At 70.2% G+C, this 24,493-nt stretch carries 26 protein-coding genes and 2 pseudogenes; 14 read left to right on the forward strand and 14 right to left on the reverse strand.

Going from position 1 to position 24,493, the window contains the following annotated elements:
- Positions 1-33: 33 nt before the first annotated feature.
- Positions 34-1,497: an alpha/beta hydrolase family protein gene (locus ACFWI8_RS02965; RefSeq protein WP_387084871.1), complete on the reverse strand. Its 1,464-nt coding sequence runs from the start codon at positions 1,495-1,497 to the stop codon at positions 34-36.
- A 285-nt stretch (positions 1,498-1,782) separates the two neighbouring features.
- Between ACFWI8_RS02965 and ACFWI8_RS02970 the strand changes: the two genes are divergently transcribed.
- The 4 genes and pseudogenes from ACFWI8_RS02970 (at position 1,783) to ACFWI8_RS02985 (ending at position 3,098) form a co-directional block, all read left to right on the forward strand.
- Positions 1,783-2,049: a hypothetical protein gene (locus tag ACFWI8_RS02970; protein ID WP_387084873.1), complete on the forward strand. Its 267-nt coding sequence runs from the start codon at positions 1,783-1,785 to the stop codon at positions 2,047-2,049.
- Positions 2,050-2,163: 114 nt separating this feature from the next.
- A pseudogene (locus ACFWI8_RS02975) lies at positions 2,164-2,388 on the forward strand (glutaminase); the annotation flags it as partial.
- Positions 2,389-2,514: 126 nt separating this feature from the next.
- Positions 2,515-2,823, forward strand: coding sequence for a GNAT family N-acetyltransferase (locus tag ACFWI8_RS02980; RefSeq protein WP_387084874.1), 309 nt, complete (start codon positions 2,515-2,517; stop codon positions 2,821-2,823).
- Between the two features lie 32 nt (positions 2,824-2,855).
- Entirely contained in the window at positions 2,856-3,098 is a 243-nt protein-coding gene (locus ACFWI8_RS02985; RefSeq protein ID WP_387084876.1) for a (4Fe-4S)-binding protein, read from the forward strand.
- A 152-nt stretch (positions 3,099-3,250) separates the two neighbouring features.
- Here the strand turns inward: ACFWI8_RS02985 and ACFWI8_RS02990 are convergent, their stop codons facing one another.
- Entirely contained in the window at positions 3,251-4,003 is a 753-nt protein-coding gene (locus ACFWI8_RS02990) for an SDR family NAD(P)-dependent oxidoreductase (RefSeq protein WP_387084878.1), read from the reverse strand.
- A gap of 151 nt (positions 4,004-4,154) precedes the next feature.
- On the opposite strand from ACFWI8_RS02990, the gene ACFWI8_RS02995 reads away from it, so the two are divergent.
- Entirely contained in the window at positions 4,155-5,156 is a 1,002-nt protein-coding gene (locus ACFWI8_RS02995) for an AraC family transcriptional regulator (RefSeq protein WP_387084880.1), read from the forward strand.
- Between the two features lie 659 nt (positions 5,157-5,815).
- Positions 5,816-6,283, forward strand: a complete 468-nt coding sequence (locus ACFWI8_RS03000; protein ID WP_387084882.1) for a MarR family winged helix-turn-helix transcriptional regulator — start codon at positions 5,816-5,818, stop codon at positions 6,281-6,283.
- A 115-nt stretch (positions 6,284-6,398) separates the two neighbouring features.
- Here the strand turns inward: ACFWI8_RS03000 and ACFWI8_RS03005 are convergent, their stop codons facing one another.
- From ACFWI8_RS03005 to ACFWI8_RS03025, 5 genes and pseudogenes are all read right to left on the reverse strand, one after another.
- Complete coding sequence (locus ACFWI8_RS03005; RefSeq protein ID WP_387084884.1) at positions 6,399-7,241, reverse strand: alpha/beta fold hydrolase; 843 nt, start codon at positions 7,239-7,241, stop codon at positions 6,399-6,401.
- A 92-nt stretch (positions 7,242-7,333) separates the two neighbouring features.
- Complete coding sequence (locus ACFWI8_RS03010) at positions 7,334-7,729, reverse strand: nuclear transport factor 2 family protein (RefSeq protein WP_387084886.1); 396 nt, start codon at positions 7,727-7,729, stop codon at positions 7,334-7,336.
- Positions 7,726-8,160, reverse strand: a complete 435-nt coding sequence (locus tag ACFWI8_RS03015) for a hypothetical protein (protein ID WP_387085314.1) — start codon at positions 8,158-8,160, stop codon at positions 7,726-7,728. The genes ACFWI8_RS03010 and ACFWI8_RS03015 overlap by 4 nt, the downstream gene beginning before the upstream one ends.
- Positions 8,158-8,875 (reverse strand): annotated as a pseudogene (locus ACFWI8_RS03020) (ABC transporter substrate-binding protein); the annotation flags it as partial. The gene ACFWI8_RS03015 and the pseudogene ACFWI8_RS03020, both read right to left, overlap by 3 nt.
- 98 nt (positions 8,876-8,973) lie before the next feature.
- The gene (locus ACFWI8_RS03025) at positions 8,974-9,621 is read right to left on the reverse strand and encodes a hydrolase (protein WP_387084888.1); all 648 of its coding nucleotides are present in this window, start codon (positions 9,619-9,621) and stop codon (positions 8,974-8,976) included.
- A gap of 703 nt (positions 9,622-10,324) precedes the next feature.
- On the opposite strand from ACFWI8_RS03025, the gene ACFWI8_RS03030 reads away from it, so the two are divergent.
- A complete protein-coding gene (locus ACFWI8_RS03030) occupies positions 10,325-10,516 on the forward strand; it encodes a hypothetical protein (protein ID WP_387084890.1) in 192 nt (63 codons plus the stop codon).
- Here ACFWI8_RS03030 and ACFWI8_RS03035 read toward each other — a convergent pair.
- Entirely contained in the window at positions 10,471-11,484 is a 1,014-nt protein-coding gene (locus ACFWI8_RS03035) for a helix-turn-helix domain-containing protein (RefSeq protein WP_387084892.1), read from the reverse strand. The two genes, ACFWI8_RS03030 and ACFWI8_RS03035, sit on opposite strands and share 46 nt — an antisense overlap.
- A gap of 135 nt (positions 11,485-11,619) precedes the next feature.
- Between ACFWI8_RS03035 and ACFWI8_RS03040 the strand changes: the two genes are divergently transcribed.
- The 6 genes from ACFWI8_RS03040 to ACFWI8_RS03065 all read left to right on the forward strand — a co-directional run bounded on the left by ACFWI8_RS03040 (position 11,620) and on the right by ACFWI8_RS03065 (position 16,066).
- Positions 11,620-12,015, forward strand: a complete 396-nt coding sequence (locus ACFWI8_RS03040; protein ID WP_387084894.1) for an MmcQ/YjbR family DNA-binding protein — start codon at positions 11,620-11,622, stop codon at positions 12,013-12,015.
- Entirely contained in the window at positions 12,012-12,380 is a 369-nt protein-coding gene (locus tag ACFWI8_RS03045; protein WP_387084896.1) for an MmcQ/YjbR family DNA-binding protein, read from the forward strand. The genes ACFWI8_RS03040 and ACFWI8_RS03045 overlap by 4 nt, the downstream gene beginning before the upstream one ends.
- Before the next feature lie 98 nt (positions 12,381-12,478).
- Positions 12,479-13,792: a replication-associated recombination protein A gene (locus tag ACFWI8_RS03050; protein ID WP_387084898.1), complete on the forward strand. Its 1,314-nt coding sequence runs from the start codon at positions 12,479-12,481 to the stop codon at positions 13,790-13,792.
- 479 nt (positions 13,793-14,271) lie between these two features.
- A complete protein-coding gene (locus ACFWI8_RS03055; protein WP_387084900.1) occupies positions 14,272-14,976 on the forward strand; it encodes a hypothetical protein in 705 nt (234 codons plus the stop codon).
- A 194-nt stretch (positions 14,977-15,170) separates the two neighbouring features.
- Positions 15,171-15,557: a HAMP domain-containing protein gene (locus ACFWI8_RS03060; RefSeq protein WP_387084902.1), complete on the forward strand. Its 387-nt coding sequence runs from the start codon at positions 15,171-15,173 to the stop codon at positions 15,555-15,557.
- Positions 15,554-16,066 (forward strand): sensor histidine kinase, encoded by a 513-nt coding sequence (locus ACFWI8_RS03065; RefSeq protein WP_387084904.1) that lies wholly within the window; start codon positions 15,554-15,556, stop codon positions 16,064-16,066. Before ACFWI8_RS03060 ends, ACFWI8_RS03065 begins: the two co-directional genes overlap by 4 nt.
- Before the next feature lie 119 nt (positions 16,067-16,185).
- Here ACFWI8_RS03065 and ACFWI8_RS03070 read toward each other — a convergent pair whose 3' ends face one another.
- Together ACFWI8_RS03070 and ACFWI8_RS03075 are read right to left on the reverse strand one after the other, a co-directional pair.
- On the reverse strand, positions 16,186-16,848 hold the full coding sequence (locus ACFWI8_RS03070; RefSeq protein WP_387084906.1) for a lytic polysaccharide monooxygenase: 663 nt from the start codon (positions 16,846-16,848) through the stop codon (positions 16,186-16,188).
- A 264-nt stretch (positions 16,849-17,112) separates the two neighbouring features.
- Positions 17,113-18,090, reverse strand: coding sequence for a glycoside hydrolase family 6 protein (locus tag ACFWI8_RS03075; protein ID WP_387084908.1), 978 nt, complete (start codon positions 18,088-18,090; stop codon positions 17,113-17,115).
- Between the two features lie 320 nt (positions 18,091-18,410).
- Here ACFWI8_RS03075 and ACFWI8_RS03080 point away from each other — a divergent pair, with 320 nt between their 5' ends.
- Positions 18,411-19,421, forward strand: a complete 1,011-nt coding sequence (locus tag ACFWI8_RS03080) for a LacI family DNA-binding transcriptional regulator (protein WP_387084910.1) — start codon at positions 18,411-18,413, stop codon at positions 19,419-19,421.
- A 75-nt stretch (positions 19,422-19,496) separates the two neighbouring features.
- Here the strand turns inward: ACFWI8_RS03080 and ACFWI8_RS03085 are convergent, their stop codons facing one another.
- Genes ACFWI8_RS03085 through ACFWI8_RS03100 form a run of 4 tightly spaced genes read right to left on the reverse strand, consistent with a single transcriptional unit; the run spans position 19,497 to position 24,492 of the window.
- The gene (locus ACFWI8_RS03085) at positions 19,497-21,530 is read right to left on the reverse strand and encodes a right-handed parallel beta-helix repeat-containing protein (RefSeq protein WP_387084912.1); all 2,034 of its coding nucleotides are present in this window, start codon (positions 21,528-21,530) and stop codon (positions 19,497-19,499) included.
- Positions 21,531-21,558: 28 nt separating this feature from the next.
- Positions 21,559-22,755, reverse strand: a complete 1,197-nt coding sequence (locus ACFWI8_RS03090) for a mandelate racemase/muconate lactonizing enzyme family protein (protein ID WP_387084914.1) — start codon at positions 22,753-22,755, stop codon at positions 21,559-21,561.
- Between the two features lies 1 nt (position 22,756).
- On the reverse strand, positions 22,757-23,584 hold the full coding sequence (locus ACFWI8_RS03095; protein ID WP_387084916.1) for a carbohydrate ABC transporter permease: 828 nt from the start codon (positions 23,582-23,584) through the stop codon (positions 22,757-22,759).
- Positions 23,584-24,492, reverse strand: coding sequence for a carbohydrate ABC transporter permease (locus ACFWI8_RS03100; RefSeq protein WP_387084918.1), 909 nt, complete (start codon positions 24,490-24,492; stop codon positions 23,584-23,586). The genes ACFWI8_RS03095 and ACFWI8_RS03100 overlap by 1 nt, the downstream gene beginning before the upstream one ends.
- Between the last annotated feature and the right edge of the window lies 1 nt (position 24,493).

A 24,493-nucleotide genomic window follows, 5' to 3' on the forward strand; every position in this document is an offset into this window, starting at 1 on the left:
CGGTCCCCGGCGACTCGCCGGCGGTGTGCGCTGTCAGGGAGCGATGCCCACGCCGTTGATCCGGCTCCACGCTCGCTCCTGCGCGGCGGTCATGGTGGGCCAGCCGAGTCCGCCTGGCCGGGGCAGGACCCGGGAGGCGTACGGCGCGGGGCGGAAGGCCGGGTCGTGGAAGCATCCGCCGCCGTAGCTTCGGTCGAAGGTTGCGCAGGAAGCGGCGACCGATCGCGGAGTCGGCTTGCGTCCGTCGCGTACCCAGGCGTCCAGGGCCGCGATGGAGTTGGCGTACTCGGAGTCGCTCAGCGCGCTGTGTTCGGTCTCTGTGGTGAATGTCTGGACGAGGTTGTCGTCCCCGCCGGCGCCCTGGAGGGTGGCGCGGTAGGCCGCCTCGTGCTCGACGAAGGCCGTCGGGTCGTCGATCGCGTGGAGGGTGAGGACCGGGATGGACACCCTGCCCGTGAGGTCGCTGTCGTAGGAGAGGTCGCGGCGTGCGGCGGGGTTCGCCGAGAACCGCTCGACACCCGCGTTGAGGGCCTCGTCGTCGTGTGAACCGGAGTACCGGACGCCCCGGTTGCTGAAGGGGTTACGGCCGCCGAGTCGGTTGGACACGATGTCCCGGAAGGTGAAGGTCGCGAACCGCAGATGCGCTTCGAGCGAGCGCTCCGGGATGCGGGTGACGGCGAGGATGTCGTCGAGGTTGCGCTGCTGTGGCGCGGTCCGGTCCGCGGGGTCGGAGGCGTACCCGGTGCACTCCTGAAGGCGGGCGCGGAGCCCGTTGCTCGTCATGGTGGAGTCCGCGCGCAACCCCTGCCACAGCGGGTACTGCGGCTCTGTCGGGCGGGGGTGGTTGCGGCAGTAGTACTGGTAGACCACACGTAGGTCGACCCGGTAGTCGTAGCCGCGCGAGCCGCCGCCGAGGACGCCGTTGGTCAGCAGCGCGCCGTCGTAGGCGCCGGACGGCGTGCCGTAGGTCTCCGCGACCCTGGCGGCGACGTTGCCGCCCCAGGACTGGCCGTGCACATAGGTCCGCTGCGGCTCGCCGAACGCGGAGACGAACAGGCGGCGCACGTTCTCGGTATCGGCTGCGGCCATCCGGGTCCCGTAGCCACCGCGGCGGTAGGAGGAGGCAGCCCAGGCGTATCCCTGGTCGACCATCACCGCCCAGCGCTCCAGGTCGTCGATGCCGCGTGACGGGTCCGAGGAGTCGCCCAGATCGGGTCCGCCATGGGCGTGCACCACGAGGGACCCGTTCCAGTCGGTGGGGACGGCCATGGTGTAGTACGCCCCGTTGGTGTCCTGACCGGTGTAACACCTCGCCTTCCCGATCAGGTTGGACGGGCAGGTCGCTTCCGCGGGGCGCGTCGTCTGTGCCTGGGACGCGGGGGCGTTGCCGAGCGTACCGAGGAGCGTCGCGGCGAGCCCGACGGCCAGAACCGCCGGACGGAAGCGGCGGGTCGAAGGGCGTCGGCGAACCGGTACGGGCGTGGCGAGTGTGTTCAAGGGAGCGGCTCCTGTGGATGCGCTGCGCGAGGCCGCGCTGCGATCCGGGATGTTAGGAAGCGCCGCGTGGCGGGACTACCCGTCGGTCATTGCGTTCATAGTGTTCGCGTGCCCCGTCCGGGCCGCCCCCGACGCGCCTGACCCGGGGGACACCGGCCACCCGTCGTGGTCGGCACTGCCGTCTCCGACGCGCGGCGGGCGGTCGAAGCCGAGGCTCGTCCAGCAGGCGGCCTTGGACGCAGGGCGATCGCGATCGCCGGTGACTCGCCCGAGGATCTCGCCGTCGTGTCCGCGCTGATCGACTCGCTCGGATTCGACCCACTCACCATCGGCGACCTCGCAGCGGGCGTCCTGCTCGAGCCTGGAACCCCCGCGTTCGGAGCCAACGTCGACGCCGACCAGCTTCGCGCGCTCACCGGCACCCATGCTCCGGCCGGACTTCTCGAGAGGCCGCCGCGAACCGACGATCAGCGTCTCGGCCGGACCGGGGAGGTCTCGGCTCGTCATGATGTCCTCTCAGGAAACCTGCTGCTGCGACGGAGGCAACGCTGATTCACGACGCGTAGCCTGTGCATGTGTTGGAGGCGGACGAATGCGGTCAGTCATTCCCGACTATCTGGCCGAGGTGCTCGAAGGCGTGGAGTCGGACACGTCCGGAGAGTGGGACACGCGCACCGCAACCTCGCCATCGCACACCTGCTCCGCAGTCACAACGTCCTCACCGAGGACCCGAGGGCCGTCGTCGACGGCTACACCCGCCAGTGTTCCGTGCTCGTCAGCACGCGAGATCTGGCCGTCATGGCCGCTACCTTGGCCAACCGTGGGATGAACCCTCTCTCGGCTGAGCAGGTGGTGCCGGAACGAGTGGTGCGTCAGGTACTGAGCGTCATGTTCAGCCATGACCCAGTGGTCGAACCCAGGAGTCAAGTTGATGCGTCAACCTCACGGGGTTAGGGTGGTGTCCTGGCTGACGGGATTCTGTCGAGCCGGATGAGATCAGGCTCGTGAGGAGGACGCATGGCGGTCGAGGTGAGGGACGTACCCGAGGCGAAGCGCTACGAGGCCCGCGTCGACGGAGAGTCCACGGTGGCGGGCGTCGCGCAGTACATCCGTACGGCGGAACTCGTCGCGTTCGTGCACACCGAGGTCGGGGCGGAGTACGAGGGCAGGGGAGTCGGTTCCGCGCTGGTCCGCACCGCCCTTGACGAGGCGCGCGCCGCGAACCTACGGGTGCTGGCCACCTGCCCCTTCTTCGCGGGCTGGATCAGCCGGCACCCCGACTACCAGGACCTGCTGTACCAGTCCCGCAGCAACGTCAGTGACTGAGGAAACGGAGTGCGGCGGTGACGGAGGCGGGTATGAGTGGTGGGCCCGAGCGGAAGGCGTATCAGGCGCGGTCGATCACGGTGACCTTCGAGGCCGGGCGCTGTCGGCACGCCGCCGAGTGCGTGAAGGGCCTGCCCGAGGTGTTCGACCCGGCGAAGCGCCCGTGGATCCAGCCGGACAACGCCACGGCCGAGCGCGTGGCTGAAGTGGTGCGGCGCTGTCCCTCGGGTGCGCTGCGGTACGAACTCGTGGACGGCGAGCAGGAGACCCCCTGAGGGGGCACGGCGATCACCGTGGTTCCACCGGGCGGGGCCCGCGCGGCGCGGGCCTCGGTGATCGGCACGTCCGGCCCCGGCAGGACCGCGCGGAGACGCTGCTCGTCCTGCCGGCCCGGTTTTGCTGTTCATCACACGCTTGTGGTGCCCGCTCAGATCTGGTTCGCGCCACCGTCGACGTAGAGGTTCGCGCCGACGACGTAGCTGCTCTGTTCCGAGGCCAGGAAGGCCACGACCGCGGCGGCCTCCTCGGGTTGACCCATGCGGCCCTTGGGCACGGTCGCGGCGACGTTCTCCTTGACGGCCCGGGCGGTCTCCTCGTCGCCGAAGGCGGCGGTGCCCCCGGGGGTCTCGATCCACGCCGGCGAGACCACGTTGACCCGGATGCCACGGCTCTTGAGCTCTACGGACCACGTCCGTGCGAAGGACCGGACGGCCGCCTTCGACGCCGCGTAGGCGCCGAACGCCTCCATGCCGCGGTCGGCGGCCGTCGAACCGACGAGGATGATCGAGGCCCCGTCGTTGAGCAGCGGCAACGCCTTCCGCACGGTGAACAGCGTGCCTCGGACGTTGACCGCGAAGGTCTGGTCGAAGTGCTCCTCGGTGGTCTGTTCCAGCGTCACGAACGAACCGATCGCCGCGTTCGCCACGAGCACGTCCAAGCCCTGGCCTCGTGCCTGGACCGCCTCGTAGAGCCGGTCCAGGTCCGCCGGCTTCGCGATGTCGCCGACGACCCCGGTGGCCCGGTCTGCTCCGACGGTCTTGACGGCCGCCGCCAGTTCGGCCTCGCGTCGGCCGGTGACGAACACGTACGCGCCCTCGTCCGCCAGTCGTACGGCGGTGGCCAGACCGATACCGGTGCTGCCCCCGGTGACCACCGCCGTCTTGCCGTCCAGCTGTCCCATGTGGGTGTCTCCATCGCTCTCTCGACGCCGATCCGTTCGGCCGTCCGACATCGATACTGCGGGAGGTCGGGGATACTATCTATGATGTAGAGTCCCGCATTCTTTACGTATCGTCCAGGAGGTGTCGTCGGTGCTCGGATTTCGGGATCCCGTGGCTGACGCGATCGGCCTGCTCCGGCCCCGCACGGTGATCGGGCCCAGCCTCCGGGCCGCGGGAGAGTGGGCGCTGCGCTTCGACCCGTTCCCGCACGTGCGGATCGGGGGCCTCGTGCGCGGCACCTGCTGGTTGATCCTCGAAGGGCACGAGCCGGTGCTCCTGCGGGCGGGCGACACCTTCATGCTGGGCAACCCGCCGCCCTACGTGCTGGCCGGCACGCTCGACGCGAACCCGCGCCCCGCGGAGCCGGTGTGGGCGGGCGCTGAAGACGCGCTGGTGCGGATCGGCCCGGAGTCCGAGGAGGACCTCTACCTCTGCGTCGGGCACATCGCGTTCGACGACCGGAACGCGGCCCTCCTGACCGATCTCCTGCCGCCGCTCGTGATCGTCCGCGCGGGCGATCCACAGGGCGGGCGGCTCGGGCAGCTGATCGATCTCCTGGCCACCGAGGTCGGGGTCACCGCCGCCGGGGGCCCGCTGGTGCAGAACCACCTCGCACAGATCCTGCTCGTGCACATGCTCCGCGCTCACGCCGGTCAGACGGACCGGCCCACCGGCTGGCTGGGCGCCCTGAACGAGGACGGCATCGGGGCCGCCCTGCGGGCCGTGCACGCGGACGTGGCCCACTCCTGGAGCCTCAAGGAGCTCGCCGAGATCAGCCACATGTCGCGCTCCGCGTTCGCCCAGGCCTTCAAGAGCCATGTCGGGGTCCCGCCGTTGGAGTACCTGATCCAATGGCGCATGAGCCTGGCGCGCGACGCCCTCGCCCGCGACACCCTGTCGATCTCCGAGCTCGCGCGGGCCACCGGCTACCTGTCCGAGAGCGCGTTCAGCACCGCGTTCCGCCGCGTGGTCGGCTCATCGCCCGCACAGTTCCGGCACCGGGCGCGGCAGCCACCGCGCCCGGTCGCCGACACCACTACCGGCGACGCGGACACGCGTCGTGAACGCGACCGCAGTACCCGCGGAACCGCGGTGGGTGTCGACGAGGCGTAACCGGTGGTCCTCCGGCGGCAGTTGCGTCTCGTTCAGCGGAGAGCGACGCCCGTACCCGTGGAACGGAGCGCTTCCGCAAGGAGGCCCGCGCCAGGGCCGGCCAGCCAGCGGTCGAAGGACAGAGGAAGGGGAACTCCGCGCGCGACGCGTCGAGGTCGGCGTGTCCCACCAGCCTCCCGTTGTCGACGAGTGCCGCTGTCCTGCCGAGGAGCTCGTCCCGCTCCAGCAGCGTCGTGGGCAGGCGGCGGCAAGTGATCGGCCGTCCACTGGCCTGGGTCAGATGCTCGGCCGAAGCCTCACCGGTGAGGGCGTCACCGGCGATCTCCATGGTGCGATCGGCGTGTCGACCGGGCCCGCGCCAGGCGGTCCTCGGTGGCCTTGCGTCGCCAGACGATGGCGCCGATGCCGATGCCGAGCACGCGGGTCAGGTGCGTGAACGGTCACCGGAGTCCGTCCGCTGGGGCGCCCGCGCTGCTCGGGCCGTGGGCGGAGGGGTGCGACGTGGCCGTGTCCGCGTCGATCCGCGGCAGTGAGCTTGTCAACATTCCCCTGGTCCGCTTCTCTGGAGCTGCGCGTTCACGGGCCTCAGGCGGTATCGATCGGAATCGGTCACGTCGACGGGATAGATGAGCTGTCAACGGTTTCGTTACACTCCGTCCATGAACGCGACGCCTCGCTGGCTGAGCTCGGAGCAGAAGGCCGCCTGGGACAGTTTCATCCGCATGCAGGAGACGCTCATCGGGCGACTCTCCCGCCTGCTCCAGGCCGACTCCGGGATGTCCGCCTCCGACTTCATCGTGTTGGTCAGTCTCACCGAACGCGGCGGCGGGCGGATGCGCTTCCTGGAGCTGGCCAAGTCGGTGGAGTGGGAGAAGAGCCGCATGTCGCACCAGGTCGCGCGGATGAGGAAGCGCGGCCTGGTGGCCAGGGAGGAGTGTCCCGACGACGGGCGCGGAGCGTTCATCGTCGCCACCCCGGCCGGCTACAAGGCGATCGAAGAGGCCGCGCCCCAGCACGTCGACCAGGTCCGTCGGCTGTTCATCGACGCCCTCACCCAGGAGGAACTCGACACGCTCGCCCGGATCTCGAACCGCGTCCTCGCGCATATGGAGAAGCAGCCCGACTGACCGATGGGGGCGAGTGCCTGGCCGGGTGGCGTCTTCCGGGGCCGGGTACCGGAGCCAGTCGACCAGCCACTCCCGGCGCTCCCCTCCGTGACCGCCGGGAGTGAGTCAGGGTCGCTCAGGCCTGGACGAAGCTCAGGAGCGCCTCGTTGACCTCATCGGCGTGGGTCCACAGCAGGCCGTGCGGGGCGCCTTCGATCTCGACGTACTCCGCCTCGGGGAACATCGTGTGGAACGGGCGGCCGGTGGCGTCGATGGGGAGGATGTTGTCCTTGGTCCCGTGCAGGATCAGGGCGGGCTTGCCGGAGGCACGGACGGCCGCGACGTCGTCGCGGAAGTCCTCGATCCAGCTGGGCACCACCGCGTAGGCGGCCACCGGCGCGCTGCGGGTGGCGGTGTTCCAGCTGGCGGTGACCGCCTCCTGGCTGATCCGTGAGCCGAGGGTCTCGGCGAGGTTGTAGAAGTCGTTGAAGAACTGCGTGAACCAGGCGTACCTGTCGGTGCGGGCCGCCTTGGCGATGTCGTCGAAGACGGACTGCGGCACCCCGGTCGGATTGCCGTCGGCCGCCACGAGGAACGGCTCGAGCGAGGCCAGGAACGCCAGCCTCGCGACGCGCTCGTGGCCGTGGTTCCTCACGTAGCGCGCCAGCTCGCCGGTGCCCATGGAGAAGCCGACCAGGATGACGTCGCGCAGGTCGAGGGAGTCCAGCAGGGCGTTCAGGTCGGCCGCGAAGGTGTCGTAGTCGTAGCCGGTGCCGACCTTGCTCGACTGCCCGAAGCCGCGGCGGTCGTAGGTGATGACGCGGTAGCCGGCGGCGATCAGCTCGCGCGACTGGAGTTCCCAGCTGTTGCCGTCCAGCGGGTAGCCGTGGATGAGGACGACCGGCTGCCCCGTCCCGTGGTCCTCGTAGTAGATCTCGGTGGTGGTGCTGTTCTCGTTGCCCACCGCTATGTATCCCATGATTCCGCATTCCCTCTGTGTGGTGGTGGCCCGGCTCGGGGCGCGTTCGGACGCCGCTGACGCCCGACGCCGTTCCGGCTGCCTGCTGGGTGTCAGACCATCGGGTTGCCGCTGACGGTCGCTTCGGGGGAGGTGAGGTCCTGGATGACGTCCCAGTGCTCGACGATGCGGCCGTTGTCCAGCCGGAAGATGTCGACGATGACGACGGGGTCCGGGGCCCAGCCGTGCACGATGCTGTGGGTGAACACGAGGTCCCCCTGCGCCGCGATCCGCTGCGGCTCCCACGAGAACCCCTCCAGGCCGGGCACCGCGGCGCGGAGCGTGTCCAGACCGTTGGGCATCCGGGGGCTGTGCTGCACGTAGGGCTCGGCCCAGTACCGGTCGAGCGCGGTGAGGTCCTTCTCGACGAAGAGCTCCCGCATGGCGGTGAGCACGATGTCGGTGTTGCGCCGAGCCGGGTCGGCCGGGGTACTGCTGGTCGTGGTCATGCTTCCTCGATGGTTCCGACGAAGGTGTGGAGGGTGCCGTCGACGGTCACGTGGGAGTACGGCGTCGCGTTGGCGAAGTCCTCGACGTGGGTGACGGTGGCGCCGCTGGCCTCGGTCCACGAGTCGAAGGTGAACCGCACCTTGAGCGCGCCCAGGTTGAACGTGTAGCTCCTGCCGACCAGTCGCTCGGTCATCGGGCTCCTTTCCCCTTGGTGCGGGAACCTACGGCCACCGGGGGCGGGTTGCCGGAATATCCGGTAACCCGCCCCCGAGCGGCCGCCGTCGGCCTTCCTCACTCGTCGGTGAGAGCTTCCGCGTAAGGGAAGGCGAGTTCCCCGGAAGACGATCCGGCGGTGACACGACGACCTGCCGCCCGTCGCCTCGACGGCCTGGGCGACCACCTGCGTCTGGGCGTAGGCGAGTGGCGCCATGTAGTGCCCCAGGAGGTCGACACCGGCTTCGCCGGCCCGTTCCTGGTAGGTGTTCAGCAGTTCCTGAACGCCCGGGAACATCATCCTGGGCACCGGCGCCCAGTACTCGTAGTTCACGAAACCGTTGAGCAGCGGGCCGAGCGTCGTCCGCACCGCCGTGTTCTGCGGGCCGATCATGGCGCCGCCGACCATCTTCGGCCGGAAGCGATGGGAACGGACGGTTCGTACCTGGCCGATGGAGTCGGCCAGGTACGAACACAGGAACAACAGATCGCCGCCGCTTTCGGCGACCGCGTCGATGACGGGCGTGAAATCCTCGGTCGACAGCGGATACGTGGTCTCGTGGACCACCGTGAGGCCGTACTTCTCCGTGTTCGCCCTGGCACCGAGAATCGGGTTGCGCGCGAACCCGGCGTCGGCGGACACCAGCGCCACGGTTTCCGGCCGAGGCGAAGTAGTTCGGACAGCGGAGCGCGTTGTTGATGCCGAGGCCCATGAGCCCGACGAAGAAGCGCTCCCGCTCCGCTGTCAACGGCACGGCCGGCGGCAGGGCGTTGGTGCCGTATCCGCCGATGACGAGATCCACCCGGTGCTCGTCGATCAGCCGCTGGTAGATCCCGGGAACCAGGTCGGCGTTCCCCTGGTCGTCGTAGCGGACGAACTCGACGGGACGGCCGAGCGGCCCGCCTCGGCTGTTGACGTCCTCGCGCCAGATCTCGTGGGCGAGCCGGGCCGACCGGCCGTCGTCCGCGAGCGGGACCGGTCAGCGTCAGGCGGTACCCGGTACGGACGGGGGCCGGCCGGGCGGTCATGTCAGGCGCGGTCGGTGGCGAGGAGCTGCGTCTCCCAGGCGTAGGCCACGCCGGTGGCGCCGCCGTGCTGGAGCATGAGCTCGGTGGTGCCAGCGATGGTCTTCTCACGAGCCCAGTCGCGCTGCCACTCGCTGGCCACGGCCAGCCAGGTGATCGGGGTGACGCCGGCCTGGACCATGCGCCGCACGGCCATGTCGTGGCCCTCCTTCGAGCCGCTGCCCGAGGCGTCGGTCACGGCGAAGACCTCGAAGCCCTCGCCCGCCGCCTGGATGGCCGGCATCGCCAGGCAGACCTCGGTCCACAGGCCGGCCAGGATCAGCTTCCTGCGCCCGGTCGCCTTGACGGCGTCCACGACGCGCTCGTCCTGCCAGGTGTTGATGAGGGTCCTGTTGATCGGCTTCTGCTCGGGGAACACATCCTGCAGGCCCTGGAGGATGAGGCCGCCGCGCTCCTCCAACACGGTCGTCAGGATGGTCGGGACGTCGAACACCTTGGCGGCCTTGGCGAGCCCGACGACGTTGTTGACGATCATCGTCGGTTCGTGGCTGTTCAGGTTGGCGAACTGGAACGGCTGGTGGTCGATCAGCACGAGGACGCTCTCCTCGGGCGTCAGCAGCGCGTCGAGTCCGGCCTTCTTCTCGGTGCTCATGGGATTCCCCTTCTGGAGCTTCGCGTCCACGGGCCTCAGGCGACGCACCGAGATCTCGATGCCCGCAGTGAGCCGATACGGCTGACTGGCTGGCGACCCCACCATTTGGTTGACGCATCACATACGCTAGGCGGCAGGTACTTGAGATGTCAACTAGTGCCCCGGGGTTGCCGGTTCGCAGGCGCGAACCGGGGCGGGTGGCTCGTCTGGGCCGCGTCGCGTGGCTCGCCAGTTGACGGTGCGTCGCCGGTGAGGACCGCTGACGCGTCGTACGGCGGCGGCCCGGTCGGTGTGCTCTCCGATCGCGTGGAGGTGCGTCGAGGAGCGGTTTCGAGAGGGGCATGCGTGGCCGTTCGGAACCGAGGGCGGCCCCACGGTAGGGGCATCGAGATCGCGTCCTCGTCGTGTCTCCTGGTGACCGCGAGCTGTCCGCCCTCAACGAGCCGACATGCCGGAACCGAGCTCATGATGGATGAGTGCCGCGGATCTCACCGTCCGTGACGGCGACGCGGCAGCCCCGACACAGCCACCGCGCACTACCAGGCGGCCCTCGACCTGTTCGAGGGCGTCGACCGCCCCTGACAGCCAGCGGACAACGGTCACGACCGACGTGATCAGCCGGGTGCCCGCACCAGGCGCCTCATCCGGTTCCACCACCACACCCGGGGGGCGAACGCACACGACGTCCGACTCTCCCTCACGGGTGGTGACCTCGGACTCGTTGACGCCGAACGCCTTCACCCTGATCCGCACCCAGCCGGGCCTGCGTGCGGGCACCGAGCACGACCTCGACGTGATCGCCGACGCCGACCACGTCATCGACCTCGGCCCCGGCAGCGTCACCGGCCGCTACCTGCGCGAGGCGCTCGCACCTGCTGCTCGGTCGGCCAGGTGAGGACCTGGACGGCCACGACTCCGCGGAGCGTTCGCGGCCTCGCCGGCCGCGAACGCGGCCGGCGTCAGACCGGTGTGTCCTCGGAAGAAGCGGCCGAAGTTGGCGGGATCGGTGAAGCCGAGATGGGCGGCCACGGCCCGGGCGTCCCAGCCGGCAACTCCCAGTAGGCGCCGGGCTTCGAGCAGCCGCCGCTCGTCGATCAGCTCACGCGCCCCCTTGCCGGTGGCGGCCCGGGCGGCGCGGCTGAGGGTGCGGACCGAACAGCCCAGCAGCTCGGCGTAGTCCGCGGCCTGGTGCAGCTCGCGGAAGCGCAGCTCCAGGGCGTCCACGAAACGCCCGTAGGTGTCACCGCGGCCCGCACCGGGTGATGTCTCCGTCGCGGTGATGTCCGGGGAGTTGGCCAGGCGCAGCAACAGCGATTCCAGCAGGCTGCGCCGTAGCGCGTGGTGGGCCTCGAGCCGACGGCGCCCCAAGGCGCGGTGTTCGTCCAGGAGTTGGAGCGCCGTCTGCCGCAGCCAGTCCGCGTCGTCAGGGTGCGGGTTCAGCACGGCGGGGGCCTCGTGCGCGGTGAGCGGGGCCAGCAGGCGGGCGATGTCAGGAGTCAGCACGTCCGGCTCGAAGAGGACGAACGGGCCGCGGGCGGCGCCCGGCGGATGCCAGCACTGTGTGTGCCCGGGCCGCACCCACAGCCACTGGCCGGGCGAGACGGTCCGGGTGACGTGGTCGACGTCGTGGAGGAGCTCACCCTCGGTGACCGCGATGAGGTAGTGAAAGGTGGCACGACCGGGACGGGGCGGGTTCCACGGCCAGTCGTCGTGCTGGGCGAAGAAGTCCTCGACGGTGGTCACCTCAAGCCCGAACGGAGTACCGACCGGGGGCTGGAAGCTGTACAGCGGAACCGCGGCGGCGGCAGGTCCTGCCGGTCCGGACCGCCCGCCCTGCTCGGAGTGTCGCTTGTCGACCATCACGTGTCCGCAGCCTACCGCCCGTTTTGCCGGTTTCCGGGACAGGATGGGACGTGCCAGCACGGCCGCGCGGCACGTTTGTCGATGTCACAGCCTTCGATGCCGCGGACCGTCGTCACCCGAGGAGGCCCGCCGCCCATGAACGGATCGACCCTGCACAGGACCGCGACCGCCTGCGCGGAGGAACTTCCCGGGGCCCGGCTGGAGCATCCCTTCGGCCCCGGCTGGGAGGTCTTCAAGGTGCGCGGCAAGGTGTTCCTGCTGATGACCGAGGTTCCGGGGCAGCCCGTCGTGATCCTCAAGGCGGACCCCGGCGAGGCGCGCGCCCTGCGGCAGGAGAACAGCTACATCACCCCCGGCTACCACATGAACAAGAAGCACTGGATCACGCTGGAGGGCGGGGAAGGCGTCGACTCCAGGCTCGTGAGGGAGCTCGTCACCGAGTCCTACCGGCTCGTCGTCGCCGGCCTGCCCAGGGCCGAGCAACCCGTCGACCCGCACACCTTCGGCCTCGGCACGGGAGCGGCCCGGTGAGCGCGGCCGGCGACCGGCTCCAGGACACCGCCCGCCAGGCGGCCCTCGCCCTCCCCGGTGTCAGCCACGGCCGTCCCTTCACCCCCGCACTCGACGTGTACAAGGTCGCGGGCAAGGTGTTCCTGATCGTCACCGACGACCCGGACGAACAGATCATCACGGTCAAGTGCGAACCCGAACACGCCCGCGCGCAAGAGCGCGGCCACCCCACCATCACACCGGGCCGCTACCTCGACAAACGGCACTGGATCTCACTCGGGCCGGGCCCCGGCATCACCAAGCGGCTGATCACCAACGCCGTCGAGCACTCCTACGACCTGGTCACCGAGGGGCTGCCGCGCCGCGACCACCCCGGCGCTCGCTGAGCGCGGCGAGCTTCCCCGCGAGCGACTGAGCCCGATTGTCAGTGCCCCGTGCGAGGCTCGCCCCGCACCGGCACGTCCGCCTCCGACCCGAGAGACCGATGGAACCGACCGAACCGCCCCTGCCGCTCTTCGACGAGGAGCCCGCCCGGCCCCTCGCCGACCGCCTGCGCCCCACGCGGCTGGAGGACGTCGTCGGACAGGACCACCTCCTGGCCCCGGACGCCCCGCTGGGCCGCATGGTCGCCCAGCAGCGCCTCGGCTCCGCCATCCTGTGGGGCCCGCCCGGAGTCGGGAAGACCACCATCGCGCGCCTCCTCGCGGGCGCCGGCAACCTGGCCTTCGAACCGGTGTCGGCCACCTTCTCCGGCGTGGCCGAACTGCGCAAGGTCTTCGCCACCGCCCGCAGCCGACGCGGCATCGGCCAGGGCACCCTGCTGTTCGTCGACGAGATCCACCGCTTCCACCGCGCCCAGCAGGACAGCTTCCTCCCCTACGTCGAGGACGGCACCATCACCCTGATCGGCGCCACCACGGAGAACCCGAGCTTCGAACTCAACGGCGCCCTCCTCTCCCGCACCCAGGTCCTCGTCCTCAAACGCCTCGACGAAACCGCCCTGTCCACGCTGCTCCACCGTGCGGAGAACCTCACCGGCCACCGCCTGCCCCTCGACGGCGACGCCCGCGGCTCCCTGATCGCCATGGCTGACGGTGACGGCCGCTACCTGCTCAACATGGCCGAGCAGCTCCTCGCCCTCCCGGAGACCGGGACTCCCCTGGACACCGCCGGGCTCGCCCACCACGTCCAGCGGCGCGCCCCGCTGTACGACAAGGCGCAGGAGGGGCACTACAACCTGATCTCCGCGCTCCACAAGTCGATGCGCGGCTCCGACCCGGACGCTGCCCTGTACTGGCTCGCCCGCATGCTCGACGGCGGCGAGGATCCGCTGTTCGTGGCCCGCCGCCTGGTCCGCTTCGCAAGCGAGGACATCGGCATCGCCGACCCGCACGCCGTCCAGCAGGCCCTCGCCGCCTGGGACGTCTACGAGCGACTCGGCTCTCCCGAGGGCGAGCTGGCGATCGCCCAGGCCGTCGTCTACCTCGCCACCGCCCCCAAGTCCATCGCCGTCTACCGCGGCTTCGACGCGGCACAACGATCCGCCCGCCGCACCGGCTCCCTCATGCCGCCCGCCCACATCCTCAACGCCCCGACCCGGCTGATGAAGAACCTCGGCTACGGCAAGGACTACCAGTACGACCCGGACACCGCCGACGGGTTCTCCGGCGCCGACTACTTCCCCGACGGCATGGACCGCGAGACGTACTACCAGCCCACCCACAACGGCTACGAAGCCCAGATCACCGAGCGCCTGCGCCAGTGGGCCACGCTGCGCGCTCGCGGACAACGCGGCTGACACAGGGACCCCGCATTCGCCCCGTCGTTGTCGAAGCGCTTCGCCTCTACCGACAACAGCTGTCGAATCGCTCATCGAACTCTGCAGCAGGGGTTGTGTGACCCGCGCATGGATCCTAGTCTCAGCTTCATCGAAGCGCTTCGATCATTCGTCTGACGTATGACCCTGGCGCGACGATGAGCCGCTTCCCCCACACCCACCCCACACCATCGCCCGTTCCCGTGTGCTCACCCAGCGATCACCGCACCAGCCCTCGATCGCTCATGCTCGTGCCCACGTCACCTCCGCCGACAGGGCACGAGCCGCTTCACCTCTGAGGAACCTCGTGCAAGAGGAGTGACTCGTGAAGCCTCGTCAGCACAGATTCCTGATCGCCTCAGCGGCGATCCTTCCGGAGCGGCGAAACCCTCACCCACACCCCTGACCGGAACCGGACGGTCAGAGACGAAGTCGAGTTTCTCGAGAAAGGTGTGTCCTTCATGCGACGCAGATCGCTCCTCACCGCCGCACTGACCGTACCGCTGGCCACCGCGGGCGCCGTCGGCGTCCTCCAGACCCCCGCACACGCCGCCACCTGGTCCTCTTCCGAGAAGTACGGGGAGTGGAGGGACGGGGCGTACACGGTGCACAACCACGTCTGGGGCAGCGGCACCGGCCCCCAGACCATCTGGGCGAACTCCCACTCGAACTGGGGCGTCTGGGCCGATCACCCGAACACAGGTGGCGTCAAGTCCTACCCACATGCCCGCTACATGCTGGGGCGCGACGTCTGGGGCATGGGGAACGTCTCCAGCAACCACAACGTCACCGTGCCATCGGGCTCGGGCCTCGCCTACGCCACCACCTACGACGTGTGGGGCAACGGCCACGACTACGAGATCATGATCTGGACGCAGTGGCAGGGCCAGGTCGGCCCGATCGGCTCGTACGTCACCGACGTCAACCTCGGCGGCCGCGCCTGGGCTTACTACCAGGGCAGCAACGGGTACAACGCTGTTCACAGCTTCCTGGCGCGCAACCAGACCACCGACTCGTGGGTGGACATCACCGCGCACTGCCAGTGGCTGGTGGGCCAGGGCCGAATGCCGCGGGTCAGCATCGACGAGATCGCGTTCGGCTTTGAGATCACCTCGTCGGCCGGAGGCCACAACTTCAACTGCAACAGCTACGACGTATGGACGTAGCGGGCGATCCGACCGCCGGGCCCGAGTGCGGGCCCGGCGGTCCGCCGTCTCAGCGTTGAAGGCGGAACCGCTCCGTCAACGAGCGGGGCCAGGGGCTGTCAGGGAGCGGCCAGCGCCTCGGTCGGGGAGAGGCGGGAGGCCCGGATGGCCGGGACGCGATCATCCTGCTGGCCACTCAGGGGACGATCGCTCTGGTGCTGGTCGCCGGAGCGGCCGCGGGATGCGGCTGGGTGCTCGCCGGACGCGTCCTGGCCCCGCTGCGGCGGGTCACCGAAACGGCCCGCCGGATCGCCAGCGCCCCCGTCGCCGATCAGAGCCTGCACGAGCGGATCGCGCTGAGCGGACGGAGCGACGAGGTGAAGGAGCTGGCCGACACCTTCGACACCATGGTCGAACGGCTGGACCGCTCCTTCGACGGACAGCGTCGTTTCGTCGCCAACGCCTCCCACGAGCTGCGCACCCCGATCACGCTCACCTGCGCCCTGGTCGAGATGGCCATGCACCGCAGGACGGCCTCGGCCGATGTTCAGCGGCTCGGCGGGAATCTGCTGGAGATCAACGCCCGCCATGAGTGCGGTTGATCTCAGGGTTGCTGCTGCTGGCCCGTGCCGAGCATGAGATCTCCGACCGGTCGCCGGTGGATCTCGCTGATGTGGTGTCCCATGTGGTCGCCCAGACGGCCGCCGAGGCAAGCGCCGCGGGCGTCACCGTACGGGAGACCCCGGACCCGGCCGCCACCAGCGGCGATGTGGCCCTGCTCGAAGGGCTGGTCCAGAACCTCGTGCAGAACGGCATCCGCCACAACACGGGCGATGGCGCCGGCCGGGTCACCGTCGCCAGCCGTACCACGCCCGAGGGCCAGGCCGAAGTGGAAGTCGTCAACTCGGGACCCACCGTCCCCCCTTATGGCATACCCAAGCTCTTCGAGCCGTTCCGCCGACTGTCCGCCGACCGGGTCAGCGTGACGAAGAGCTCGGGCCTCGGCCTGTCGATCGCCCGCTCGGTCGTGCACGCTCACACCGGCACCCTCACCGCCACCCCACGGCGCGGCGGCGGCCTGGTCATGAACGTCACCCTCCCCGGGGCGTGAACCACCCTCCCTGTACCGGCAGTTGATCGCGACGGACCGGACCGTCGGCCTGGCCGGTGGGGCCGGGCCGACGGTTCTTCCCTGATCGCACCGAGACCGGTCAGCGAACCCGCGCACTGTCAGCCGGTGAAGTTGACGTCGCTGCAGAAGTAGTAGGACTGGTCGAGGTGGCTGGCCTGCCAGATGGTGTAGACGATGTGGTGACCGGTGCGTCCGGGCGCGTTGACCTGGACGGTCGTGGAGGAGCCGGTGGGCATGGGGCCCGTCTCGGTGACCAGTTCCAGGTCACTCCAGCCCAGGCGATCGGTGGTGGGGTCGAAGCCCTGCTCGGTGACGTACACGCGGATGTAGTCGGCGCCGTGGGAGGACGTGTCGTTCAGGTTCAGTGTGAAGTTGTTGGGACGGTCGACGGCGTGCCACGGGCCCGGCTCGTCGAAGGCGGCGAATCGCCCGTTGTGGGTCAGGCCGGCGCTACAGAGCTGCCCGTCGGGGATGGCGCCCTGGTGGTCGCCGCCGACGCCGTCGCGGAGCAGGCCGTTCCAGCCCCACATGGCATCCGCGTTGGCGCGCCATGCCTGGTAACACATGGGGTCCTCGTCGGCCCAGGTGTCCTGCCAGAAGACGGGCGCCCACCGCTCGTAGCAACTGAAGTGGCGGGCGGGCGGGTCGTTGACCGCGCCGTGGGCGGAGGCGCTTCCGGTCCCCATGGTGGCCAGAAGGGCCAGGGAGGCCGCCGACGCGCTCAGGGCCCGGCGGAGGCCGGGGGGTGTCAGGGAGGGCATCCTCATCTCCTGTTCGTGGACGGAGGACAGCGTGGATGACAGCGATGGTCCGGCCGGTCGTGGGTGCGGTTGTGCCGGGGGTGGTGGCGCGGCGGTGAACGCCACCGGAGCGTGGAGCGGGGAGCGCGGGATGACCACCGAAGAGGCGGACCCACTGACGGGCCCCGGCCATGTCGACTGGTTCGACCAGGAATCAGACGGCTGAGGGCCGCCGACCTCGGCGTCGGCCGGATGCGCCGGCGCCGAGGCGGGTGTCGTGAGGGGTCAGTAGCCGTAGATCATCCGGTAGGCGACTTCCGGCAGGAACTGCCCGGCGGTGGAGCCGGAGCCGACGCCGCAGTTGCCGTCGGACTCACCCGGGGTCTTGAGCCACAGGAGCATCTCGGCGCCGTTGCCCCCCTGTTGGGTGGGCGTGCCGATCCTGCGACCGGCCGGGTTGCACCACTCGCCGTTGGAGCCGTTGCCGTTGCGGCTGGTGTCCACGACGAACGGCCTGGTGTAGCCATGACGCTGGCGCAGTGCCTGGTTGACGCTGTTGGCGTAGGACGCGTTCTCGTCGGTGCGGAAGTAGTTCGAGACGTTGAGGGAGAAGCCCCTGGCCAGGCTGAGGCCGGACGCGTTGAGGCGATCGGCCATGGTCGAGGCGTCGATCCAGCCGGGGTTGCCCCCGTCGAGGTAGACCCAGGCGTTCGGCGCGCTCGACCGGAGTTGCGAGAGGGCGTTGATGAGCATGTTCTGCCGCTCGACGATCTGTGCCTGGGACATGCAGCTGTAGTCGCCGAGGGCATCGGGTTCCAGCACGACGACGGCCGGGCGGCCACCGATGCCGCTGGCGAAGGCGGTGATCCAGCTCGCGTACGCGGACGGGGACGCGGCTCCGCCCCCCGAGTGCCCGCCGCAGGCGTCGCGGCCGTACATGTTGTAGGCGACGAGGAGCGGCAGCTTGTCGGCGGACTGGGCCGCGCCGACATAGGAGTTGACGGCGGAGCGGATGTCGCCGCTCCAGGAGCCGAACCAGCGGGCCATGGGGGTGTTGGCGATGGAGTTGCGGATCGCGGAGGCCCGGCCGTCACCGGGGTTGGCGGCCGCCCAGACGGCGGGGCTGGAGTTGGGGTCGACGTAGAAGCCGCTGGTCATGGCGAGCGGGCTGGGCGCCGGTGCCGCCTGCGCGGAAGGCGACGACGTCAGCAGGAGCGGCAGGGCGAGGAGGGCTGCCACCGCCCCGCTTAAGAGCTTGCGCACGGATGTACCTCACTTCGTGGAGGGCTGGAAGCGCCACGGGGCTCTCGTCCTGAGCCTGTGACGGCGCCGGGCTGCGGCAGCCGGGCCGGAGTGGCGCGTCGGGACGTGCCGTTGGTTTTGGGAGCGCTCCCAGTCGCAGAGTGCCCCGAGGTGGCTCCATCGGTATGGTGTGTGCGCTGTTGAACACTGTCAAGAGTTGCCGCAGGGCTACTCCTGACGGGCAGGCGGTGGGAGACTGAGGCCTCGAAACTGGAAGCGCTCCCAGGTTTCTGTCTGAGGGGAACGCCTCGGGGGCGCGGCGAGGAGAGGTCCCGCGTTCCATGACAGACGCGCCGCGCCGGAGGCCCACACTCGACGAGGTGGCGGAGCGCGCCGGCGTCTCCCGTTCGGCGGCCTCCCGGGTGCTCAACAACGCGCCGCACGTGAGGCGCGACAAGCGCGAGGCGGTCCAACGCGCCATCAGGGAACTCGACTACGTGCCGGACACGACCGCGCGGGCACTGGCGACCAGCCAGCGAGGCGTGGCCGCACTCGTGATCTCGGGGGAGTCTCCGTCGATCTTCGCCGACCCGTTCTTCGCCAGGGTGATCGTCGGCGCGTCCGCCGCCCTGGAGGACGCCGACCTGCATCTGGTGCTGTGTCTCGCGGCCACCGATCGCAGCCGTCGGCGGCTGGACGAGTTGCTCCGCGCCCGTGGCGTCGACGGCGTCATGCTGATGGCGGTCCGGGAGAACGACCCCGTGCTGGGCATCGCCGGGGAGACGGAGCTCCCCGTGGTCTTCGGCGGGCGCCCGGTGGGTTCCGAGCCGCCGTGGTACGTCGACGTCGACAACGTCGGTGGTGCGCGGCAGGCCACGGAGCACCTGATCGCCCGCGGGCGGAGGCGGGTGGTCATGATCTGCGGGCCCCTGGACACCCGGGTCAGCCGTGACCGGCATCGCGGCTACCGAGAGGCCATGATCCTCGCCGGTCTCGAGCCGCTCCCTCCCGAGTGCGGCAACTTCACCCAGCCCAGCGGCGCCCCGGCCATGGCCGAGCTGCTGAAGCGCCACCCGGACCTCGACGGGGTCTTCGCCGCGAACGACAACATGGCGGCCGACGCGCTGCGGACGCTGCGCGGCGCGGGCCGGGCGGTCCCCGGCGACGTCGCGGTCGTCGGCTTCGACGACCTGGACATCGCGGAGATCACCGAACCGTCGCTGACCACGGTCCACCAGCCCATCCAGGACCTGGGTCACGAGATGGCGCGCCTGCTCGTCCGGCTCATCGCCGGCGAGGAACCAAGTTCCCTGATCCTGCCGACCCACCTGGTCACGCGCTCCAGCACCTGATCGGCACGGGCCGCCCAGGGAGCGGCGGCCCGCGGCGATCGTCATGGAAGCGGGTGCGGTTGGTGGGAGGGGGGTTCAGGACGGGTGGCGGTGTGTCTCTCTCGGTCCCGCGTCGGCGATGATCCGGCGGGCCTCGGCGGGGATGTCGCCGGGGGTGAAGACGACGGTGCCCTCGACGGTGTTGCCGCGTTCGCCGGTGACCAGGCCGGTGATGGCCGGGTTGGTGGTGTAGTTCCCGGTCAGGGTCTGGTCGCCGGTGCGGTTGCCGTTCTGGTTGTTGGCGTGCGCCCACTGGCCCGCGGTGTTGAGGAAGACGTTGCGGGTGGCGGTGAGGTATCGGGAGCCCTCGTCGAAGTACAGGCCGAGCTGCCCGCTGTTCTCGCAGACGTTCTCCTCGATGGTGCTACGCGGCATCGCGGAGAGCGTGTAGACGCAGCCGGCGTCGAACAGTGTGTGCACGACGTCTCTGACGTGGTTGCCGGCCACCCGGACGTCGGTCAGGGTGGTGGGCGTGTCGTAGACCGGCTGGAAGTCGTAGAGCCCGCGGTTGAGGTACTCGGGGCTGCCGCCCGGGTCGTTGGCGCCCCAGCCGTATCCGATGCCGATGCCCGTGTAGGGCATGTCGGACACCTCGTTGTGCTCGATGGTCAGGCGCGTGACGTAGCTGGCGAAGATCCCGTCCTGGTCGAGGTACTCGAGCGCCGTGGAGAAGACGCGGTTGTCGCTGATCAGGATGTCGCTGTTGGTCATCCGCCCGTCGGAGGGGTGGTGGGCGTCGGGGCGCACCCCGCCGACCACGATGCCGCCGCCGGCGCTGGCCGTGAACGTGTTGCCGACGGCGGAGACGTTCCGCGCCCCCAGGCCGACGCCGGTGGCGTGCGCGTTGGCGTCGTTGCCGACGCCGAGGCCGACCGAGCCGAGGTTCACGAACGTGTTGCCCTCGAAGGCGATGCGGTCGGCCGCCGACACCTGCACGGCGGCGGGGGCTTGGGCCCAGTTGTTGCGGGCTCCTTCGAAGCCCCGGCAACCGACCGCGCAGGAGGTGAACGCGTCGGCGGGCCGATGCTCCTGGACTCCGGCGATGAACGCGCCGGTCTGCTGGTTGGCGTATCCGTCGGGCGAGCTGGGGCCCAGCCAGGTGGTGCCGGTGAAGGTCAGTCCCTCGAAGGAGAGGTCGTGGGCGGGCTCGTCGTAGGTGCCGCCGACCTCGATCAGGGTCTCCAACCGCGGCAGTTCGACCCGCGCGTTCGCCAGGTCCTGCCCTTCGAGCGGCTTGTAGTACAGCGTGCCGGCCGTGGTGTCCAGGTACCACTCGCCGGGCTCGTCGAGGAACGCCCGGGAGTTCAGCAGCCAGAACGTGGGTGTGCGGAACGGCGCCTGGATCGTGTCGTATCCGTAGGTGTTGTTGTCCCAGGCCGGCTGCCGCATGACGACCGTGGAGCCGGTGATGCTGTCCACGGGCGCGAAGCGGTTGGTGAAGGACAGCATCGCCTGGAGTTCGATACGCCGCTGGTCGGGCAGTTCGGCCAGGTAGTCGAGGTCCGGGTTGGTCAGGGTGAAGCCGGTGGCGTTGAGCCTGATGTCCGACCGGGACAGGCTCGTGCGGGCGCGCTGGGCGAGGGTGCCGTCGACGTAGAGCTGCCGGGTGTCGAAGCCGGTGCCGACGTCCGCCCGGTAGACCCCGGTCGTGGGGTCGTCGAGTTCCCAGCCGGTGACCGGCTCGGCGCCGGTCAGGACGGGGCTCGCTCCCGGGGCGGCCCGCCAGGCGACGGTGTGGCCGTCGCGGCCGGAGTCGGCGGCGTCGAACCGCAGTGGCTCGCTGAGCCGGTAGGTCCCGTCCTGCAGGGTGACGGTGACGTCGGCGTCGGCCCGGGCGGCGAGTTCCCGCGCCCGGCGCTGTGCCTCCGCCAGGGTCGCGAGCGGCTTCCGCATGGTGCCCGGGCCGCCGTCGTCGGCGTTCGCGGCGCCGGCGGGCGCGACGACCAGCGTGTGGTGGGGGACCGCGGCGTGCGCTTGGGGGGCGGGCATGGCGGTGATGACTCCGGTGGCCAGGACAGCGGCGGCTGCCGCGAGGGAGGTGCGCAGGCGTGAGGAGAGCGGTGGGGACACGCTTACGTCCTTTCGTCGTGAAGGGGTGTCACGAGGTCGGGGTGGAACGGGGACGCGGCAGGTGGTTGGCGGTAGGCGGCGGCGGGGAGGCCGGGAGCAGTCGCCGTCCGGCCTGTTCCGGCCTGACGTGGGGGCCGCCTGGTGCGGTGGTGTGCGGTCGGCGGGACGTGGTGATCGCCTCCGCGTCGACCCGGAGGCCGAGTCCCGGTGTGTCGCCGAGGACGAAGGCGCCGTCCTCGACGCGCAGGTCGACCGAGAGGCCCGTCGGGGGGCGCAGGTCCTGTAGTTCGCTGACGATGTGGTTGGGCACGGCCGTCGCGGCGTGCAACAGCCCGACGGGGGTGGTGCCGACCGGGCTGACCGGGAGGTCGTGGGCGTGGGCCAGGGTGGCCACCCGCAGGAAGTGGGTCACGCCGTGGACCGCCGCGGTCTGCACGATGTCGAGCGCGCCCGCCGCGAGCAGCGGGCGGTACTGCTCCAGGCCCGTGAGGTTCTCCCCACTCGCGACCGAGGCTCGGACTCCGCGTTGGACGACGGCCAGGCCTTCGGCGTCCCAGCGCCGGACGGGCTCCTCGACCCAGGTGAGGTCCAGGGTGCGTTCGAGTTCGGCGACGTGACGGACGGCCTGTTTGCGGGTCCAGGACTCGTTCGCGTCGAGCATCAGGCCGGGTCGCATGCCGCGCCCGGCCTCGGTCAGCACCTGTTCGACCAGGGTCAGCCGGTGCCGGTCCTGGTCGACGTCGAGGCCGCCCTTGAGTTTGGCCGCCCGGATGCCGTGCGCCGCGTACTCCTGGTGGACGGCCACGAGTTCGTCGTCGGTCAGCTCGATGTCGAGACCGGAGGCGTAGGCGGGCACTCTCCGGTCGCGTCCGCCGAGGAGCCGCCACAGGGGTTCGCCGGCCGCCCGCGCCTTGATGTCCCACAGGGCGGTGTCGAGCGCGCCGATGGTCCCGAACCGGGCCCCCGCGTGCCCGGCCTTGAAGGTCTCGCGCAGCATCCGGTCGTAGAGCGCGGTCACGGCGCGCGGGTCCTCACCCTCGATGGCGGCGAAGAGGGCGTCCACCTCGACGTGCGATCCCAGGCCGACGCCGGTGATGCCCTCGTCCGTGTCCACGAGGACGATCGGGACGGGGACGACCCCGTCGGCGAAGACGCCGTTGGCGTCACCGACGGGACGGCCCCACTCCTGGACCGTCGTCAGGGTGCGATACCCGGTGATCCGCATGTCATCCCTTCGTGGAGCCGGCGGTGACGCCGTCGGCTATCTGGCGCTGGAAGAAGACGTAGAGCACGAGGACGGGGAGCGCGGCGACGAGTACTCCGGAGGCGAAGACGGGGATGTCGTCGGAGTACTGGCCGCGGAGCGCGGTCACGCCGACCATGAGGGTGCGGTGGTCCGCGGACGGCATCATCAGCAGGGCGATCAGGACGTCGTTCCAGCAGAACAGGGTGTTGAGGATGCCGACCGACAGCAGGGCCGGGCGGCCGAGCGGCAGCATGACGCGCCGGTAGACGCCGTAGGGCGTGTTGCCGTCGATCCTGGCCGCGTCCACGATCTCGGCGGGAACGCCGGTGTAGTAGCTGGTCATCAGGAAGATCGTGAAGGGGAGGAACTGGGCGACGTAGGCGAGGACAAGACCGGCGTGGGTGTCCAGGAGCCGGCCGTCCGCCATGATCCGCGCGAGGGGGACCATGATGACCTGGAAGGGGACGAACAGGGCCGCGAGGCAGCCGAGGAAGAGCGCCCGCGAGCCCCGGAACCGCAGGTGGCTCAGCGCGAAGCCGGCCATCGAGCCGATCAGCAGGAGCAGCGCGACGGCGGAGGTCACCACGATGAGGGAGTTGACGACGTACCGTTCCATGCCGACGTTCGTCCACGCCGCGGTGACGTTGTCCAGGTTCGGGGAGCGTGCCAGGGAGAACCGGTCGAGGACGTAGTCGTGCCGGGTCTTCATCGCGACGTTCGCGGTGAACAGCAGGGGATAGACCGTCGCCAGGGCGAGCACGCCCATGGGGACGGCCACCAGCCACCTGCCGACGCGCCGCCCCGGCATCAGCTCTCCCTCCCCGTGCGGCGGAGCAGCGCGATCTGCGCGAGTCCGACGACGAGCATGATGACGAAGAGAACGGTCGACGCGGCCGAGGCGAGCGCCGGGCGGTTCATCTGTCCCTGCTGGATCCAGATGTAGTACTCCGGCAGGTAGGTGGAACCCTCGGGGCCGCCGCTCGTCATCACGTACAGCAGGCCGAACATGGACGTCAGCATCCCGATCATCGTGGTGACGACGACGAACTGGATGGTGCGGGACAGGCCCGGAACGATCACGTGCCGGATCACCCGGGGCAGCGACGCCCCGTCGACGCGGGCGGCGTCCAGGAGCGAGGGGTCCAGGGTGGAGAAGCCGGCCAGGAAGACGACCAGCGCCATGCCGAAGGTCGCCCACACGTGCACGCCGACGACGGTGAACATGGCGATGTCCGGATCGCCCAGCCAGTCGACCGGGCCGATTCCGAGGTACCCGAGGCCGGAGTTGAGCGGGCCGTCGAAGGCCAGCAGGAGGTTGAAGATCGCGCCGACGATCACCGGTGAGAGCACGGCCGGGAAGAAGTAGACGCCGCGATGGAACCGGTGTCCTGGCACGCGCAGGTGGATGAAGGTCGCCAGCAGGCCGGGGATCGCGACCGCCACCGGCAGCAACAGCACCAGCAGCCCGACGTTCTCCAGCGCGGTGCGGAAGACCGGGTCCTCCAGCAGCTCCGTGTAGTTGTCCAGGCCGACCGCCTGTCCGTCGCGCTCGCCGTCGCCGGTGAAGGAGTAGTTGACGCCGAGGAGCAGCGGGTACAGCCGGAGCACCAGGATGATCAGGACGGCGGGAGCGATCAGGACGTAGGGCGCCAGCCGTTCGGCGCGGCGGCCACCCCCGGGTGGGCGAACCGACGGCGGGGAGCTTCCTGGCGACACG

Origin of the sequence: Streptomyces sp. NPDC127098 (assembly GCF_042722465.1) — a bacterium.
GTDB lineage: Bacteria > Actinomycetota > Actinomycetes > Streptomycetales > Streptomycetaceae > Streptomyces > Streptomyces millisiae.

What these genes read in the sequence shown, in the direction of transcription:
- ACFWI8_RS03050 (WP_387084898.1), top strand. Translation starts at nt 12,479, where the DNA reads ATGGAACCGACCGAACCGCCCCTGCCGCTCTTCGACGAGGAGCCCGCC.
- ACFWI8_RS03055 (WP_387084900.1), top strand. Translation starts at nt 14,272, where the DNA reads ATGCGACGCAGATCGCTCCTCACCGCCGCACTGACCGTACCGCTGGCC.
- ACFWI8_RS03040 (WP_387084894.1), top strand. Translation starts at nt 11,620, where the DNA reads ATGAACGGATCGACCCTGCACAGGACCGCGACCGCCTGCGCGGAGGAA.
- ACFWI8_RS03080 (WP_387084910.1), top strand. Translation starts at nt 18,411, where the DNA reads ATGACAGACGCGCCGCGCCGGAGGCCCACACTCGACGAGGTGGCGGAG.
- ACFWI8_RS03025 (WP_387084888.1), bottom strand. Translation starts at nt 9,621, where the DNA reads ATGAGCACCGAGAAGAAGGCCGGACTCGACGCGCTGCTGACGCCCGAG.
- ACFWI8_RS03090 (WP_387084914.1), bottom strand. Translation starts at nt 22,755, where the DNA reads ATGCGGATCACCGGGTATCGCACCCTGACGACGGTCCAGGAGTGGGGC.
- ACFWI8_RS03015 (WP_387085314.1), bottom strand. Translation starts at nt 8,160, where the DNA reads ATGGCGCCACTCGCCTACGCCCAGACGCAGGTGGTCGCCCAGGCCGTC.
- ACFWI8_RS02990 (WP_387084878.1), bottom strand. Translation starts at nt 4,003, where the DNA reads ATGGGACAGCTGGACGGCAAGACGGCGGTGGTCACCGGGGGCAGCACC.
- ACFWI8_RS03095 (WP_387084916.1), bottom strand. Translation starts at nt 23,584, where the DNA reads ATGCCGGGGCGGCGCGTCGGCAGGTGGCTGGTGGCCGTCCCCATGGGC.
- ACFWI8_RS02980 (WP_387084874.1), top strand. Translation starts at nt 2,515, where the DNA reads ATGGCGGTCGAGGTGAGGGACGTACCCGAGGCGAAGCGCTACGAGGCC.
- ACFWI8_RS03005 (WP_387084884.1), bottom strand. Translation starts at nt 7,241, where the DNA reads ATGGGATACATAGCGGTGGGCAACGAGAACAGCACCACCACCGAGATC.
- ACFWI8_RS02985 (WP_387084876.1), top strand. Translation starts at nt 2,856, where the DNA reads ATGAGTGGTGGGCCCGAGCGGAAGGCGTATCAGGCGCGGTCGATCACG.
- ACFWI8_RS03000 (WP_387084882.1), top strand. Translation starts at nt 5,816, where the DNA reads ATGAACGCGACGCCTCGCTGGCTGAGCTCGGAGCAGAAGGCCGCCTGG.
- ACFWI8_RS03010 (WP_387084886.1), bottom strand. Translation starts at nt 7,729, where the DNA reads ATGACCACGACCAGCAGTACCCCGGCCGACCCGGCTCGGCGCAACACC.
- ACFWI8_RS03070 (WP_387084906.1), bottom strand. Translation starts at nt 16,848, where the DNA reads ATGCCCTCCCTGACACCCCCCGGCCTCCGCCGGGCCCTGAGCGCGTCG.